At 45.3% G+C, this 13,836-nt stretch carries 12 protein-coding genes; 5 read left to right on the forward strand and 7 right to left on the reverse strand.

The genetic code is table 11. From position 1 onward, the window contains the following. Window positions 1-7 precede the first annotated feature (7 nt). On the forward strand, window positions 8-805 hold the full coding sequence (locus MHM99_RS00660; protein ID WP_239217717.1) for an HAD family acid phosphatase: 798 nt from the start codon (window positions 8-10) through the stop codon (window positions 803-805). A gap of 45 nt (window positions 806-850) precedes the next feature. On the opposite strand, the gene MHM99_RS00665 is transcribed toward MHM99_RS00660, so the two are convergent. Genes MHM99_RS00665 through MHM99_RS00680 form a run of 4 tightly spaced genes read right to left on the reverse strand, consistent with a single transcriptional unit; the run spans window position 851 to window position 6,225 of the window. Then, window positions 851-1,069 (reverse strand): DUF2892 domain-containing protein, encoded by a 219-nt coding sequence (locus tag MHM99_RS00665; protein WP_239217719.1) that lies wholly within the window; start codon window positions 1,067-1,069, stop codon window positions 851-853. A gap of 27 nt (window positions 1,070-1,096) precedes the next feature. After that, window positions 1,097-2,710, reverse strand: a complete 1,614-nt coding sequence (locus MHM99_RS00670) for a hypothetical protein (protein ID WP_239217721.1) — start codon at window positions 2,708-2,710, stop codon at window positions 1,097-1,099. A 28-nt stretch (window positions 2,711-2,738) separates the two neighbouring features. Continuing rightward, window positions 2,739-3,620 (reverse strand): outer membrane lipoprotein-sorting protein, encoded by an 882-nt coding sequence (locus tag MHM99_RS00675; protein WP_049585616.1) that lies wholly within the window; start codon window positions 3,618-3,620, stop codon window positions 2,739-2,741. 1 nt (window position 3,621) lies between these two features. Further along, window positions 3,622-6,225, reverse strand: a complete 2,604-nt coding sequence (locus MHM99_RS00680) for an MMPL family transporter (protein ID WP_049585614.1) — start codon at window positions 6,223-6,225, stop codon at window positions 3,622-3,624. Between the two features lie 993 nt (window positions 6,226-7,218). On the opposite strand from MHM99_RS00680, the gene MHM99_RS00685 reads away from it, so the two are divergent. From MHM99_RS00685 to MHM99_RS00695, 3 genes are all read left to right on the forward strand, one after another. Further along, the gene (locus tag MHM99_RS00685; RefSeq protein WP_080986361.1) at window positions 7,219-8,433 is read left to right on the forward strand and encodes an MFS transporter; all 1,215 of its coding nucleotides are present in this window, start codon (window positions 7,219-7,221) and stop codon (window positions 8,431-8,433) included. A 488-nt stretch (window positions 8,434-8,921) separates the two neighbouring features. Further along, window positions 8,922-9,695, forward strand: coding sequence for a siderophore-interacting protein (locus MHM99_RS00690; RefSeq protein ID WP_049585612.1), 774 nt, complete (start codon window positions 8,922-8,924; stop codon window positions 9,693-9,695). Between the two features lie 201 nt (window positions 9,696-9,896). Continuing rightward, window positions 9,897-10,088, forward strand: coding sequence for a CsbD family protein (locus MHM99_RS00695; RefSeq protein ID WP_014951177.1), 192 nt, complete (start codon window positions 9,897-9,899; stop codon window positions 10,086-10,088). A gap of 157 nt (window positions 10,089-10,245) precedes the next feature. Here the strand turns inward: MHM99_RS00695 and MHM99_RS00700 are convergent, their stop codons facing one another. The 3 genes from MHM99_RS00700 to MHM99_RS00710 are packed head-to-tail and all read right to left on the reverse strand — an operon-like array spanning window position 10,246 to window position 12,090. Continuing rightward, the gene (locus MHM99_RS00700; RefSeq protein WP_014951178.1) at window positions 10,246-10,767 is read right to left on the reverse strand and encodes a hypothetical protein; all 522 of its coding nucleotides are present in this window, start codon (window positions 10,765-10,767) and stop codon (window positions 10,246-10,248) included. Further along, window positions 10,757-11,596: a DVU3141 family protein gene (locus tag MHM99_RS00705; protein WP_049585609.1), complete on the reverse strand. Its 840-nt coding sequence runs from the start codon at window positions 11,594-11,596 to the stop codon at window positions 10,757-10,759. Before MHM99_RS00705 ends, MHM99_RS00700 begins: the two co-directional genes overlap by 11 nt. Beyond that, complete coding sequence (locus MHM99_RS00710; protein WP_039229337.1) at window positions 11,593-12,090, reverse strand: RNA polymerase sigma factor; 498 nt, start codon at window positions 12,088-12,090, stop codon at window positions 11,593-11,595. The genes MHM99_RS00705 and MHM99_RS00710 overlap by 4 nt, the downstream gene beginning before the upstream one ends. Before the next feature lie 350 nt (window positions 12,091-12,440). Here MHM99_RS00710 and MHM99_RS00715 point away from each other — a divergent pair, with 350 nt between their 5' ends. After that, window positions 12,441-13,817, forward strand: coding sequence for a S8 family serine peptidase (locus MHM99_RS00715; protein ID WP_239217725.1), 1,377 nt, complete (start codon window positions 12,441-12,443; stop codon window positions 13,815-13,817). The last annotated feature ends 19 nt before the right edge of the window (window positions 13,818-13,836 follow it).

The raw sequence follows: 13,836 nt of genomic DNA on the forward strand, positions 1-13,836 counted from the left end.
AATAACATTGTTATCTCTTAACAAGCTCTCTTACATCAGCAAAGCGGCGTGCATAGGCGCTGCAGTATCAGCTATTGCGGCGTGCTCGTCTACGCCATCAACCCCGCTTGCTGGTGTAAAATCACACACTCTGTCAAATGCCGTGATATACCAAACCAGCAGCAAAGAGTACCCTGTTCTCTCAAGCTTTGTGTATGGCCAAGCTATTTCAGCGCTGCCTACGCGTTTTGCTAATGGCGATGTTGTGGTGATGGATGTTGATGAAACCGTGCTAGACAATAGCACCTACCAAAAAGAACGGGAAAGTGCTGGCTTGGGATATTCTTCACAAAGCTGGGCCGAATGGGTAAAACGTGAAGAAGCCACACTGGTGCCTGGTGTAGCCGCTTTCATCGATGAAGTAGTTGCACGAAATGGCAAGGTGGCGCTTATTACGAATCGCAATAAAGCGCTTGATAGTCACACCTGGAATAACCTTTTGGCGCGAGGTTTGCCGCTTACCACGAGTAATACCTGTGTTGTTGGCCGCACTGCTGAAGACAAAGAAGCGGTAGGCCAAGAAGGTATGGTTAATGACAAAGACTTGCGCAGAATGCAGCTTACCCAGGGCAAGATCGCATGTTCGAATACGTCTAAAGACGCGACGTCTACGTGGGCTGTGCCTCACACTATTATCATGCAAATTGGCGACAACATTGAAGATGTGGGCGGCGTAACCCAAGAATCTGCCAACGTTGAGTTGCTCATGCCACGAGTGGGCACAGAGATTTTTATTCTGCCTAATCCAATGTATGGGTCTTGGTAGAGAGCGAAGCTAGAGTAGCCGGGGCAACTCGCGTGTTCATCTTAGCTACTCCACGAATAGCGCTAGCTCCCGTTCACTTTTAAGCCCAAGCACGTGTTTAAAAAATAGCGTTGCTGGGCAAAAGCCAGTGAAGCTCTGTTGGAACAAGTTTGCGCCAATAAACACGGTAAACCACATAAAGTTTGCATGAACAAAATGGGTTAGTAATACAGACAACAACACCATGAGCCCTGCGAAGGCGGTTAATGCTTTTTCCTGAGACATAACGTAATCCTTAGATATTGGAAGAGATTAAAAATAAAATCGATAGGCAATAAACGCATTACTTGCGTCTTCAAACTGCCCCCAAAACGTATAGTTATCCTTACCTGAAAAGACATTCACCCCCGCTCTCACTTGCCACTTGTCGGTGGGCGAATAAGCCACTGTAGTCTTTAGGTATCCGTCGCTATCGCTGGGTGAATAAAACAGAAAAGTATTTAACGTCAGTGTTTGACGAAGTGCTAACCACGTTAAACGGGTGGTTACCCAATGGCGGTATTTTTCTTGAACTCGCTCAGAAGACGAGACTGTTCTATCTAGGCCATCCGCATTGTGTAAGTACTCGGTATACCACTGGAAACCACCGGTAAGATTTGCGGCAATCTCTTGGCTATAGCCTAGTAAGAAACGACTTTGATCATTCGCTATTTGCCCGTCACTTCCATCTATGTCTTCAAGGCTGTTGTAGAAAACGTATTCCGCATTTGCTATCCCCCGCCCCAGAGGCGCGACAACACTTGCGCCATAGGCATTCATTTTACTGTAGCGCGGTCTTCCAAGAGAATCTGTCGCGGTGGGCTGCCTTGTATAACCGGTGTAACCATAGCCTGCAATCTCCATCCCCTTAACAGATTTATACACCCTTAAGGCAAGCTCACTTCCTCGTGGGCGATTATCACGTACAACAGAAAACGAAGGGGCAATGTTTTGATCCAATTGCGGGCTGTAAAAAGAAAACACTTCGCCTGTAATACCAATATCAGGCTCAAATTCAGGTGTGACGACTAAATCTACATTGGCAAAATCCGTGTAGCCCGACACCTTTAATGCATTACTCGGCGCTTTAAGGTATTCGTCTTCTCTTCCTGCAAAGAACGACTGATAATCTTTAGGGAAGAGATCATTTAAGAACAAGTAATCCCCTGTCCCCCAAGTCAGCACTTGCTTACCGACTTTGATATCGAATGCGTTTGCCCAGTTCCCTGCGCCGACTAAAGCGCTGGGAAGAATACTGCTTAAGCTACCTTGCCATGCCAGTTCGCGAAGTTGTGATTCCCACGACGATGTAACGCCGTCATACCAAACGTCTGCTTTACTGGAAATTGAGGAACTGTCTAATGCATAATCTGCGCGAAGTTGAACTCTGGCGTCGCGCAATGTGCTGTTATTTAACACAGATGGCGCGTTAGCAGCTTGAAAACTCTCGTTCATTTGTGAATTCTGACTGCCAAACGCGGTAGCCATGTCACGGGAAAAACGGTTTCCTACGGCGAGCTCGGCGAAACCAGAAATACGAAGCTTACTTTTGATGTCAGTGCCCCATTCGTCATCCCACTCATCATTCCAATCATCACCTGATTCGACATTGTCGTCCCCAGGCCACACGCTGTCCCACTCGTCGTTTGCGTTAGCTTCCTGTTCTTGTTCACCGCTTTTCACCGGGTCTTTCTGATTTTGGCTTTCAACACCCACCGTCTGCGCGTTTAACGGCAGACTGACTACAGCCGTGAGCGCAAAGGTGAGAATAATCGGCGCGAGTAAAGCGTGCGCCCTCCATTGCTTTTTAACCCGCTCAGAAAGACCATAGGCTTGGCTAGGCAGCGTTATCCATATGGATGGAGCTAGTAATTTAGGCAAGCGCACCGTGCTAAATTCCTTTTTCAAAATAGTGTTATTTAATATAGCGTTGCGGTGGCACACGTAGGCTACGCTCACTAAATATGCTATCTGGAAGACCTATGTCGTACTCAATCCCTCTGAATTCCATAAGGGTATAGCCACCTGATGCAAGGTCCGTCACCTTACTTCTCACCACAGTAGGGTTGCCCTGTATAGTCTCAATGGTCACAGCTTCAACACGACGGTAGTTATTGTCACCCTTATAAAAGTTAATTAAGGTGGGCAAGTAAGTGTCTTTGTCTATCTCTACTACATAGTGGCTGAACTCTACGAGCGCTGTGTCCTTAGGCGTCGCTTTTAAGCGATAATGAGTTTGGGTTTGTTCAAGCAGCTCAAAACTGTCTTGCGCCGTTGCGCGGCCTGAAACATCTTCATAGAAGAAATGAGAACCAACAAACGATGTACGTTTATCGCCTGCCGCGATTCGCTTTACTAAATCTAAAGCTGGTAAATATAACCAACGGTCGTCATCAGAATTAAGCGCCGCATGCTTTTCAACGCGAAATACCGTACCTTCAACTTCAGTAGGACGGCTAAAGAAAACCAGCATACGTTGATCGCCGGTGTCGGCGCCTGCCTCATTCAGCACATCTTTGCGCAGAATAGTAAACTGACGCATTTGCTTTCGACCTTGCTCATCTACAATCAGCATTCTCGCCATTGAACGCCCGTCATTGCCTGCGTAATACGCTGCTTGCTCGGCCTTATTGACGATTTCGGCAACATCTATATTACTACCGTTTTGGTTTGCCGAGGTTTGAGCGAAACCATTACCTGATATAAGTAATAGCGCAACAAGCCCCGTGAATGAGCTGCGTAGATTTAACATTGTTGGTCGACGCAACCGTAGAGTTGATAATAGGGAAATACGCATTTTAGGCCTCCTTGAAAACCCAACGTTTAAGCAAAGTCATCGCAGCTGGCAACACCAGCAGCGTAACGAGTGCCGAAATAAACATGATACTTGCCAGGAAAATACCCACGGTAATATAAGGCACGAGTGGCGCTAAAAGCAGCGGCGTAAAGCCAAGCGCAATAACCAGCGCATTACGAGTTATAGCGCTCGCAGGCTCTTCAAACATAGCACTTAGCGTGGCATTCACATCACCAGTTTGCTTGTAGATCTCTTTAGCTCTAGCCAAGAAGTGAATGGCAAAGTCTACCGACAAACCCAATGTAAGGGCCGAAAGCACGGCAATTGGCATGTCGTAATCTTTACCTACAATGCCAATAGCGCCGTAAATAAAGGTGATAGTTATGGTAAGAGGCAGCATAGCTAATAGGCCAAACACCAGCGAGCGCAGCAGCAACACCATCATCACGAAGACAATAATGAAGGCGCTAAGTAAGCTGTCTAACATGCCTGCCACCATATTGTCCTGCCACACCACATTTAGGTACGCTTTACCTGCCCATTGATAAGTTAGGCCGTCAGGCAGTGGATGTTGAGCAAAGTAGTTATCTACCAACTCAATTACCTCTGTCATATCTTGGTTATCACCACTTGATAGCTGCAGCCACACCAAGGTTTTACGATAGTCTGGTGTCACGAAATGCCACAAGTCTTGCGGTCTATGAGAGGACTGATACTGTAAAAGCGTTTGTGCTATCGCTGGCTGAGTATTAGGTAACACGTAGTCACTGTCATTGCCCGAGTGCAGCTCTCGGTTAACTACTTTAACCACATCACTGAGGGACTGAGTTTTACCCACCAGCGTTTGAGTGCTTAAGTAACTTTGCAGGTCTGAAAGCAGCGCTACATTATCGGGCTGTTGAAACGTTTTGCTTGTGCCTTTAATTTCATCAATGCTTGAAAGCAAGCGATTTAAGGCGTCATATTCGTTGCTGTCTAGATCACCGAACAGTGCATCATCGACGGCAAATGCGAGAGTCTCATAATTATTACCGGCATTTTCATTGTTGAGTGTATCGAGGGTTGTTTTGCGCCATTCATCTAACGAAGAGGGCAACACTGCACTTTGCAGTATTTCACCTGCACTTTTCAGCTTGCGGGTATCTTGAATAACAATGTACGCGTTGTACGTACCCGCAAACTCCTTGTTAAGCGCCTTATCTGCTACACGAATTTCATGATTTTCTTTAAACCAGCGCACAGGGTTGTCGTTAATTTGTATTTGGAAAATACCCCACACTGATACCGCTGAAATCACCATGAACGCTACGAGTAACGCACCTTTGTAATTAAGCGCAACATTGCGAATACCGTATACAAATCGCTGTAGATACGTAGCCTTTACTGAAGATGAGTTGGCATCGGTATGTAAAGCAGCCTGCAGCTTAGCCAGCGCTTCTGGGGACATTCTTGATATATAAGCAGGAATAAAAGTGAGCGTAATAATGAAAGCCAACAGGATACCTGAGCCAATGAAGGCGCCGAAGATTTGCACCGGCGGGATCGGTGTAAGCATAAGTGAGTAGAAACCGGCTGCGGAGGTCAGCGACGTATAAAGCATCGGCTGAAATAAGTGTTCAACCACAGTGGTAATCACATCATCGGCCTTCTGACCTGGTTTATAGCGGTCTGAAAACTCAGACAATATATGTACCGAATCGACAACAGCTATTGGCATCAAAAATATGGCAATCATGGATGACATGATGTGCACAGTGAAACCTAAGCCGATTAAGGCGCCCATTGTGATAATTACCGTTGCCATTGCTACCACCATTGGGGCAGTAATCAACGTGAAATTACGGAAGAAAACAAATAGGAGAATAAAAATCATCAATCCCGCAGCTGGCGCTGAAATTGCCATTTGAATAAACATTTCAACGCCGAACTGATCTTCAGCAACGGGCAGCCCTGTTATGTGCCACTGCAATGTTTCGTTTGTTGTATTCGCGCCAATAAATGCGCGAATGTCTTCTGCAATTCGAAAGCTTTCATTTTTGTCTTTAATTGGCACATAAATAGCGGCTGCATTTTTAGAAGAAGAGGCTAGGGTACCTTGCAACATCGGAAGACGTGCTATTGCCTCAGCAATTTTCCCCGCTTCCTCTTGAGACGCCGGAGCGTTTGGCATCATCCAAGAAAACTTAAGCTCGCCACTGTCGCCCTGAGTGATGTTGTCCACCGTTGAAAACGACATGACATCTTGAGCAATCACGCCCTCAGTGTTCAATATATGTTGAGAAACCTTGTCTATTGCACTTAGATTCTCTGGTGTGTAGATGCCTTTATTGGTAGTTCTATCGGCATTCTCAGTAGCAGTGTCATTCGCCGATGATGCTATAACCCCCACCACAATCGCGTCATGCATAGCAAAAGTATGCTTCACATCGTTATGAAACACGCGGGCAGGATGATTGGCTTCAAGCATATTCTCCGGATCGGTGTCTATCGTAATTAACCGCATTTGATAAGCACAAAATAAGACAGCCAACAATAAGACGGCATATATCCACTTTCCTTTGTGGGTAGACAAAAACAGTAATCTTTCAATAACTGCCGTAAACATAACAATGAACTCCTAGTTGGACTGCGCTTAAGTGCACTCATTAATGCTTAGAAAAATTTGGCTTTTCCCATGCATCATCCTGCTGCACTGAAATAGATTCGAAGACTGCTTCTTAATAAGAGCTGCAACTTAATTAAAGTTATACGCGAGACTAACAACTTTAAATAAGATAAATCTTATATAAACAATTTAATGTATTTTCAGAAAAGATCAAGGGTAATGCGACAAGCGACAAGCGACATATGAGTGTTAAATGTGTTTGTAAAACGCTACACACTACCGAGAAAAAACTACAGAGTCGTTTCACGACAGTTTTACAAAACGGATAAAAAGAGCTAACTAACCAAAAAATAAACCATAAAAATCAATAATATATAATATTTCTAAATTGTTTTTAAGGTTTGGCACAGATCACGCATACATTAGACTAACGGATAAATACAGAACGCAGTTTGTAGCTAGGACAGCTTTAGCGACGGAGAGGCCAAATTGCGTAGATGACAAATACTGAAGGTGACGAGATGGGAAGTGCATGGAGTGTGTCACCAAGGAAAAACGGATGTGTCAGTATTGTAACTAATGGATGCCTGTAGAAGATTCGTTAAATTGCTGGTCGATGATGAGGTTAGGTAAAAGACAACCTAATTAAACTCGCAGGATGCAAGGCACTTGTTTCATAAGGATTGCAAACAAGCTCTGAGTACCTACATCGCAAGCACCGACAGTGATGTCTCGTGCAGCAAGGGATTGTTGACCCAATTTGGATTCGTTGAATGTACGTGTGTGTTGCTTCAGCGAGACCATAGTGAGGACACTGGTAATGTCGTCGATGTTATTAGTGAGTTGTCATCCGACGACTACCCTCTCCCCTCAAAGGCCCATCCCGGCCTTTACATACCTCTGATTTTGGCCCGCCTTTGGCGGGCATTTTTTTATCTTCATTTGTGATAAAATTGTGTTGTTTCTTTATCGCCTACCAAAAGGGCTACCTGCGTGCTTTCGCCGTCTGCATCTACTATCGTTTTTAGAGTTCTTTTTTGTGCGTTGCTCGCTACGTCTGTTGGCCAAAGCGTAATGCTTACCACACTCCCTTCTATGGGGCGACAGGCGAACCTTTCTGAATTCCACATTGCCACTATTATGTCTAGCTCTGCACTTATTTTTGCGTTCGGTACGAATGTGTGGAGCAAGGTCGCTAAGCGTGCGGGCTTTAAACGTATTTTAATGGTTGGTCTGTCGGGTTATAGCTTGGGCACATTTGCCTTCGCTAGTGCATGGATGGCAGGATTTTCTGGCATTATAAGCGGCACCAATTTGTTTTTGGCATTGTTGATAAGCCGAAGTCTGCAATCAACCATTATGTCTGCAACTCCGCCTTCTGCGGTAGGTTACGCCGTCGCTATCAGTACGCCCCAAAGTAGAGTAAGTGCAATCAGCAAAGTCACCTCTGCAAGCAACGTAGGGCAAATTGTGGGGCCCGCCTACGCTGGGCTTTTAGTCGGTTTTGGCTTATTGGCACCGTTGTACAGCATCGTGTTGCTAACCTTACTGGCGCTTTCATTGGTATATTTTAAGCTACCTGTTCTGCCGCCTTTGTCTCAGCAAAAAAACGCTCAGCAGACTAGCGACAATGACCAAGCGCCTAGCAAAGTACCTTATGTATTCGTCGCTGCATGTATTTGTGTATTTTGCGCAATGGCGATGATGCAGCAATCACTGGGTTTCTTTTTTATCGATTTTTACGACTATTCACCCGTAGACGCTGCTCGGCAAGTGGGTTTCGCGATGATGGTCAGTGCTGCCGCGTCTCTCACAGCCCAATTTGGGTGGGTACAAAAAGGCCGAATAAGCAAAGAAGCGATGATCACTATCGCGCTTCCGCTATTGGGCTTAGCCTACTTGCTGCTCTTTCTTCAACATTCGTTATTTATGCTTTATGCGGCCATGACATTAATGGGTTTAGGTATGGGAATGGCCTACCCATCTTTGGCAGCTGCAGCAACGACCTACTGCGCCCCCTCTCAACAAGCCACTATCACTGGGTTAATTACAGCGACTACTGCCATGGGCTACGTAATAGGTCCACCACTGGCAGCTTTCATTTACCAACTGGACATCGCGCTTCCGTTCGCAATAGCGTCAGCGCTAATCGCAGCAACCACGTGCGTCGTCTACATAACATTGCGAAGAATAAGACACGTTGGCTAGGGCCTGTTAACCGTTGCCATACATTTGGCCCAATTCGTCATAAAAGCTAAACAGGCCTTAGCGAATTAATGTCAGCCTGACAGGTGACAGGAATACGCCTATTTCAAAGGTATTTATTTTTTTACCTTTTATTTTTAAAAAAGCGGAACCTTTTTATAATTAGGCTATCTTAACTTATACATGAAGTCGTTGAGTGTGCGTCTTTGTGGTGTGTAAATGTGTTTTCCAAGTTATGTTGTGGTTTTTTAAGGGGCATTTTAGCCCCTTTTCTTTTGCTCCAATCTTCCTTTTCCAGTGTGTATTCCTCGCTTATTGTTATAGTGCTAATCCAACGTACACCTATCTATTTTATTTGTATTAGTTTCTCTTAAGACCGGTCAGTTAATCTAAAAAATAGAACTAAACAATCCTGATCATTTCACCTTTAGAAATAGAAATGAGAATTATTTCTAAATAGAATAGCTACTCAAGATCACAGGAGTAAGCTAATGTCTAAACCGCAACCTCGCAGAGCTATTGTCACCCAATCAGTCCGAATTACCCCGAATATGCAGCGTGTACACCTTAGTGGGGAAGACCTTCTTACCTTTCCCTCGGTCACTGCAGGTGCGTACATTAAACTTATGTTCGACCTAGAAGGAAACTCGCTGAAACGCCCCACAGATACGAACCAAGTGGCAATGCGCACCTATACGGTTGCGCACTTTGACACAGAGAAGCCTGAAATGGTTCTGGATATGGTTATTCATGCCGATGGTGGTAAAACTGGCCCTGCGTCGGCATGGGCGACAAGTACAAAGCCTGGCGACATCATCACGCTCGCAGGGCCCGGTTCTAGTAAGGGACTCAGCGAGCAATATGATTGGATATTGTTGGCTGGCGACATGACAGCGCTTCCTAGTATTAGAAATCACCTCGCCGAGCTTCCTGTACAAACCAAAGGCTACGCCGTGATTAAAATTGAAGACGAAAAGGATGCGGTTACACTTAAGAAGCCCGAAGGAGTAACGGTGATATGGGAACATGAGCAATCTTTACCTTCCCGCCTTGACCAGTTAACTTGGCTCGACGGAAACCCCACAGTTTGGGTGGCGTGTGAATTTTCTGATATGCGAGCGATTCGGACATGGCTCAAGGACGAAAAATCCGTGGCGCACGAGAATATTTATATTAGTAGCTACTGGAAGAAAGGCCGCAGCGAAGATCAACATAAAATAGAAAAAATGCAGGACAGTGAAGCGTATGCTAAAACATTGGCCTAGTTGATGACTATGCTTCCTGTAGGCTTTGCAAGAACTTGTAAATTCTGCATAAAAAACAACTGTACGACAGAATTTTCATAAACAACAAATTCAATACTTTCATATACCTACACAATGGAACAGCATTTGCTGCTAAGAAAATAACTGGCCAATTATTCCGCCAGTTTTTTCAACCAATTGTTTGGATAAGGAGAGCAAGTTATGAACAGTGATCGTATTGAAGGTAATTGGAAAGAAATGAAAGGTAAGGTGCAGCAAAAGTGGGGCAAACTTACCGATGACGACCTAGATGTAATTGACGGTCGACGTGAAGAACTAGTAGGTAAGATTCAACAAGCTTATGGCAAAAGCCGTGACGAAGCTGAAAAAGAGGTCGATGGTTATTTTAATTAATCGCCGTCTTCAATATATGAATTAAGACACTGGCAGTATAACAATCTGGTATCACTGTGTTGTTAATCTTTACTGCTACTAAAAGGGCCGCTGCATAATGCAGCGGCCCTTTTTATTTGTGTCAAAGTCAAGGGAGGTTATGCCCTTTGATTTTTTATCACTCTTCCGTCTTAGGCTGTAAGTTATCGCGAACTTCCCTTGCGTCAAAGCTCGTTGCCGACGTTGGACGCGTACCTTTGCCTATCTCAATGCTCAAGATACTTTCGATCTCACTTTGCTGAGAGCCCCCTACAAATACACCCGTTTCGAATTGGGTAGTAGGGTGGTAGGACGTTCTGCAAGTGAGCACACCGCATTCGGTAACCCGTGCATATCGCTGGCTAAAGCCTGCGGTAGGTGTGGTTTGCACGGTCTCTTTATCTACTAAGGTCTCTCGGTCAGTCACTACAAACCAGTCGTAGCCTTCTAATAACGTAAGCTCGGCAGCACGGAGCATGGCGTAATCCATCGCCTTGCCTTTATCAGACCCCTTCGCTTTGAAATGCACGCGATATTGGGTATCACTCAACTTACTTTCCGTGTAGCCAAAGCCGCCTTTTTTGGCCTGTCTATAATCGGGTTGACTGGCGCAGCCCGCCATAATTAATATCGCAAGTACTAACATAATTTTAGTTTTCATCATTTACTCCTTCGGCCTTATCAGCTAGCCAAGTTGCTTCAATTGCGTTTTTCTCTTGCTCTCGGTTTAATGGCGCAGACGCCATCATTTTGTCTAACTCTTCTTCCATTACTTTAGCGCTAGTGGCGGTTTGGTATTGACCTGCATTCTCACCTAGCTCGTCCAATTTGCTAGCGGCAAGCTGCCACGCACCTTGCTTATCTTTACAAGCAATCATTACATTTAGTTCATCTTTCGATGAGACTTCAGCCTGTCTACAGTAGTTAAACTCCGTATTTACGAAAGACAACTGTGGCGTAACCGTCACGCCTGAATCAAAGGTTGTTGCTTCGCCAGTTAGATTACTGTCGAGTACCGATGATACTCTCGCCCAATGAGAAGGCTGCGTTGTTTCAGCGCCCTGTTGATTAAAGAACACTAAGCTTGCTAATACCGCTACACTCGCCGCTATTGCAAAAGGTCCTTTCCACTTTGTTTGCCCACCTAGCCCACTATTAGTTACGTCCACCTTCTTTGGAAACGGCTTAACATTTTCCGCAAAACTCTGATTTGACGAGCTTTCGCTAACTAAGCTCACGCCAGAGGCCTGTACTTCGCTTTCTTGGCTCAGCGGTTTTTCATCACTCAAAAGTGCCACGATTTCTTTAGGCAGCGCCACTGCTGTCGCTTTTTCTGCAGCAACTTTCACAACTCTATCCACTTCTGCAAGTGCGGCGAGTCGGTCAGAAACGGTAACATCGTGCGCTATCGCTTCACGAACCAGATCCATCTCAGCGGTATCTAACTCTCCATCTAAAAATGCTGAGAGTTTTTCGTCAGTTAAGATCACGATAGCACCTCGTTTTGACCATTTAGTAAGTTTGATATTTTTGCTCTCGCTCTGGCAAGACGGCTCATAATGGTGCCCGTCGGTACCTGCAACACTTCAGAAGCATCCGCGTAACTCATCCCTTGTACAGCAACCAAAGAAAGGGTTTCTCTTTGCTCACAGGGTAACTCATCCATAGCGCTTGAGACTTGTTTAAGCGTAATTGTCTGCGTTATAGCGTCATCTATGTCATTGCAGCTATTCGCCGATTGCGCTTCATAGGAAAGGGCATCAGTCGCATTGGTTCTAACTTTCTTCGCTCTGTATTCGTCTATCCAACAGTTGCGGCACACTCTAAATGCCCAAGCCATTAATGTAACTTGCTCAGGAAGCGGTTTACTCAATAGCCGTTCAAGCGTGTTCTGAAGTAAATCATCAGCATCATGCATGTTACCCGTCAACGAATATGCAAACTTTCGCAATGACGGGACGAGTTCAGTCAACTCATCTTTCATTTTCATGTACCTTTGTGAGGTTTCCCGTTATCTCTACCCTGTTAACGAGCCACTCTTGTTTTTATTCCACGTACTAAGACCTATTTTTTACTGCACTGTATTGCAGCGGTCTATGAGCCATCTAGACAAGGCGAATGTTTAACAGTCTAAAGGGTCGCATTGGAATTTTTCTTCTGTCTAATCGTCACTACACTGTAAGGTAGTGGTAAATGCCTGTTCGCCTTTAACGCACATTTAGAACAACGTTTGTGCACAATGGACCACAGGCTTCTAATAGAGGCTATGGCACAATTTATGCCATTCCTTCTTTAGGCACCGATCTGCCCCAACGTTAACGTAAAGGTAGTAAAATGAAGTACACACTCATTGTGGCGATTTTGAGTTTGATTGCGGCACCAATATCACAAGCCCAACTAGCAGGAACATTGAATCAAGTGGTGTCTCCTGTGCGTCCGATAATTGATAGAACCTCCTCCGACCTAAACGCCATTCGCGAGGAAGCAAGACGAAAAGCGCAATCATCTATCGAAGGCGCCAGAGACTTATCAACAGTGGCGTCGGGCGTACTAGGCGACATTCCTGCCCCCCAATTTATCGCTCCTGCAGCAACCACTATTTTATCGACTTCAGGCCAGGTAGTTGTTAATGAAGTAACGGTTGAAAATGGCTTTCTGGCTGTCGAAAAGGAGTGGCTATTCCTAGGGGAAGAAGCCGACAAAGTACATTTTCAAGGTGCCAATATTGAAATACAAAAAGCTCAGTTTTTGCCCGCGCTCTCTCAGTGGCTTTTTAAAGTTAAAGTCACAGGAGATGAGGATGATGTGTCGTCTATTCGCAACAGTTTGCCCCATAATTTGCAGTCTCAAATTGGTCGAAATCATATTTATTTATCACAGACCAAGCCCACTTCGAACGGGTCTTTTCAAGAGATAAGCAGGGAAAAGCTGGACACCTGTCCAACCCCACTGCGCATTGAAATGGTTGATACTCATGTAGCGTCCAATCACCCACTGCTCTCACACGTTAATTTAACGCAAGCGTCTTTTATTGTTGGTCATAATCAAGATCGAAATCAGGAGCAAGATGGCAATGCGGGCAGCGAAACTGACGTTGCCTTTTCGTCAGACCACGGTACCGCAGTAGCCAGCCTATTGGCGGCGTCGTTGCCTAAGTCTAGCCAGGTATTTAACGCCAGTGTGTTTTATTCGCGTAATAGCGTTAGCCAAGGCGCTACGCTAATGTCGTTAATTGAAGGTTTAAACTATCTTGCATCACAGCAGGTAGACGCCATAAACATGAGTCTTGCAGGTCCCGACAACCCTATTTTAGCGCGGGTCATAAATCAATTGGATAAGAGCGGTATTCAAATCATTGCAGCGGTGGGCAACGAGGGGCCAGCCTCTTTACCCTTGTACCCCGCGGCTTATACAGAAACATTGGGCATTACGGCCGTTGATAAATCTAATGTAATTTACCGGTGGGCAAACCAAGGGGATTACGTTGATTTTGGTGCGTTTGGCGTGTCGGTAAATGCCGCACATCCTAATGGAAAAACGATCAGGCAAACGGGAACCTCTATGGCTTCACCGCGCGCCACCGCTTTGTATGCATGCTTTTTGCGCGAAAAACAAGAAAGGAACGCTGCCTTGTTGAAACTTCAGCAGCTAGCTTTAGATGCAGGGGCTCCCGGACGAGACAGCGTATTCGGTTTTGGTGTGCTGCCTTAAATTAAGCGTGCTGTTCATT

It is taken from the genome of Alteromonas sp. MmMcT2-2 (genome assembly GCF_022348305.1).
Taxonomy (GTDB): domain Bacteria; phylum Pseudomonadota; class Gammaproteobacteria; order Enterobacterales; family Alteromonadaceae; genus Alteromonas; species Alteromonas macleodii.

What these genes read in the sequence shown, in the direction of transcription:
- MHM99_RS00695 (WP_014951177.1), top strand. Translation starts at nt 9,897, where the DNA reads ATGAACAGTGATCGTATTGAAGGTAATTGGAAAGAAATGAAAGGTAAG.
- MHM99_RS00700 (WP_014951178.1), bottom strand. Translation starts at nt 10,767, where the DNA reads ATGAAAACTAAAATTATGTTAGTACTTGCGATATTAATTATGGCGGGC.
- MHM99_RS00675 (WP_049585616.1), bottom strand. Translation starts at nt 3,620, where the DNA reads ATGCGTATTTCCCTATTATCAACTCTACGGTTGCGTCGACCAACAATG.
- MHM99_RS00715 (WP_239217725.1), top strand. Translation starts at nt 12,441, where the DNA reads ATGAAGTACACACTCATTGTGGCGATTTTGAGTTTGATTGCGGCACCA.
- MHM99_RS00680 (WP_049585614.1), bottom strand. Translation starts at nt 6,225, where the DNA reads ATGTTTACGGCAGTTATTGAAAGATTACTGTTTTTGTCTACCCACAAA.
- MHM99_RS00690 (WP_049585612.1), top strand. Translation starts at nt 8,922, where the DNA reads ATGTCTAAACCGCAACCTCGCAGAGCTATTGTCACCCAATCAGTCCGA.
- MHM99_RS00710 (WP_039229337.1), bottom strand. Translation starts at nt 12,090, where the DNA reads ATGAAAGATGAGTTGACTGAACTCGTCCCGTCATTGCGAAAGTTTGCA.
- MHM99_RS00665 (WP_239217719.1), bottom strand. Translation starts at nt 1,069, where the DNA reads ATGTCTCAGGAAAAAGCATTAACCGCCTTCGCAGGGCTCATGGTGTTG.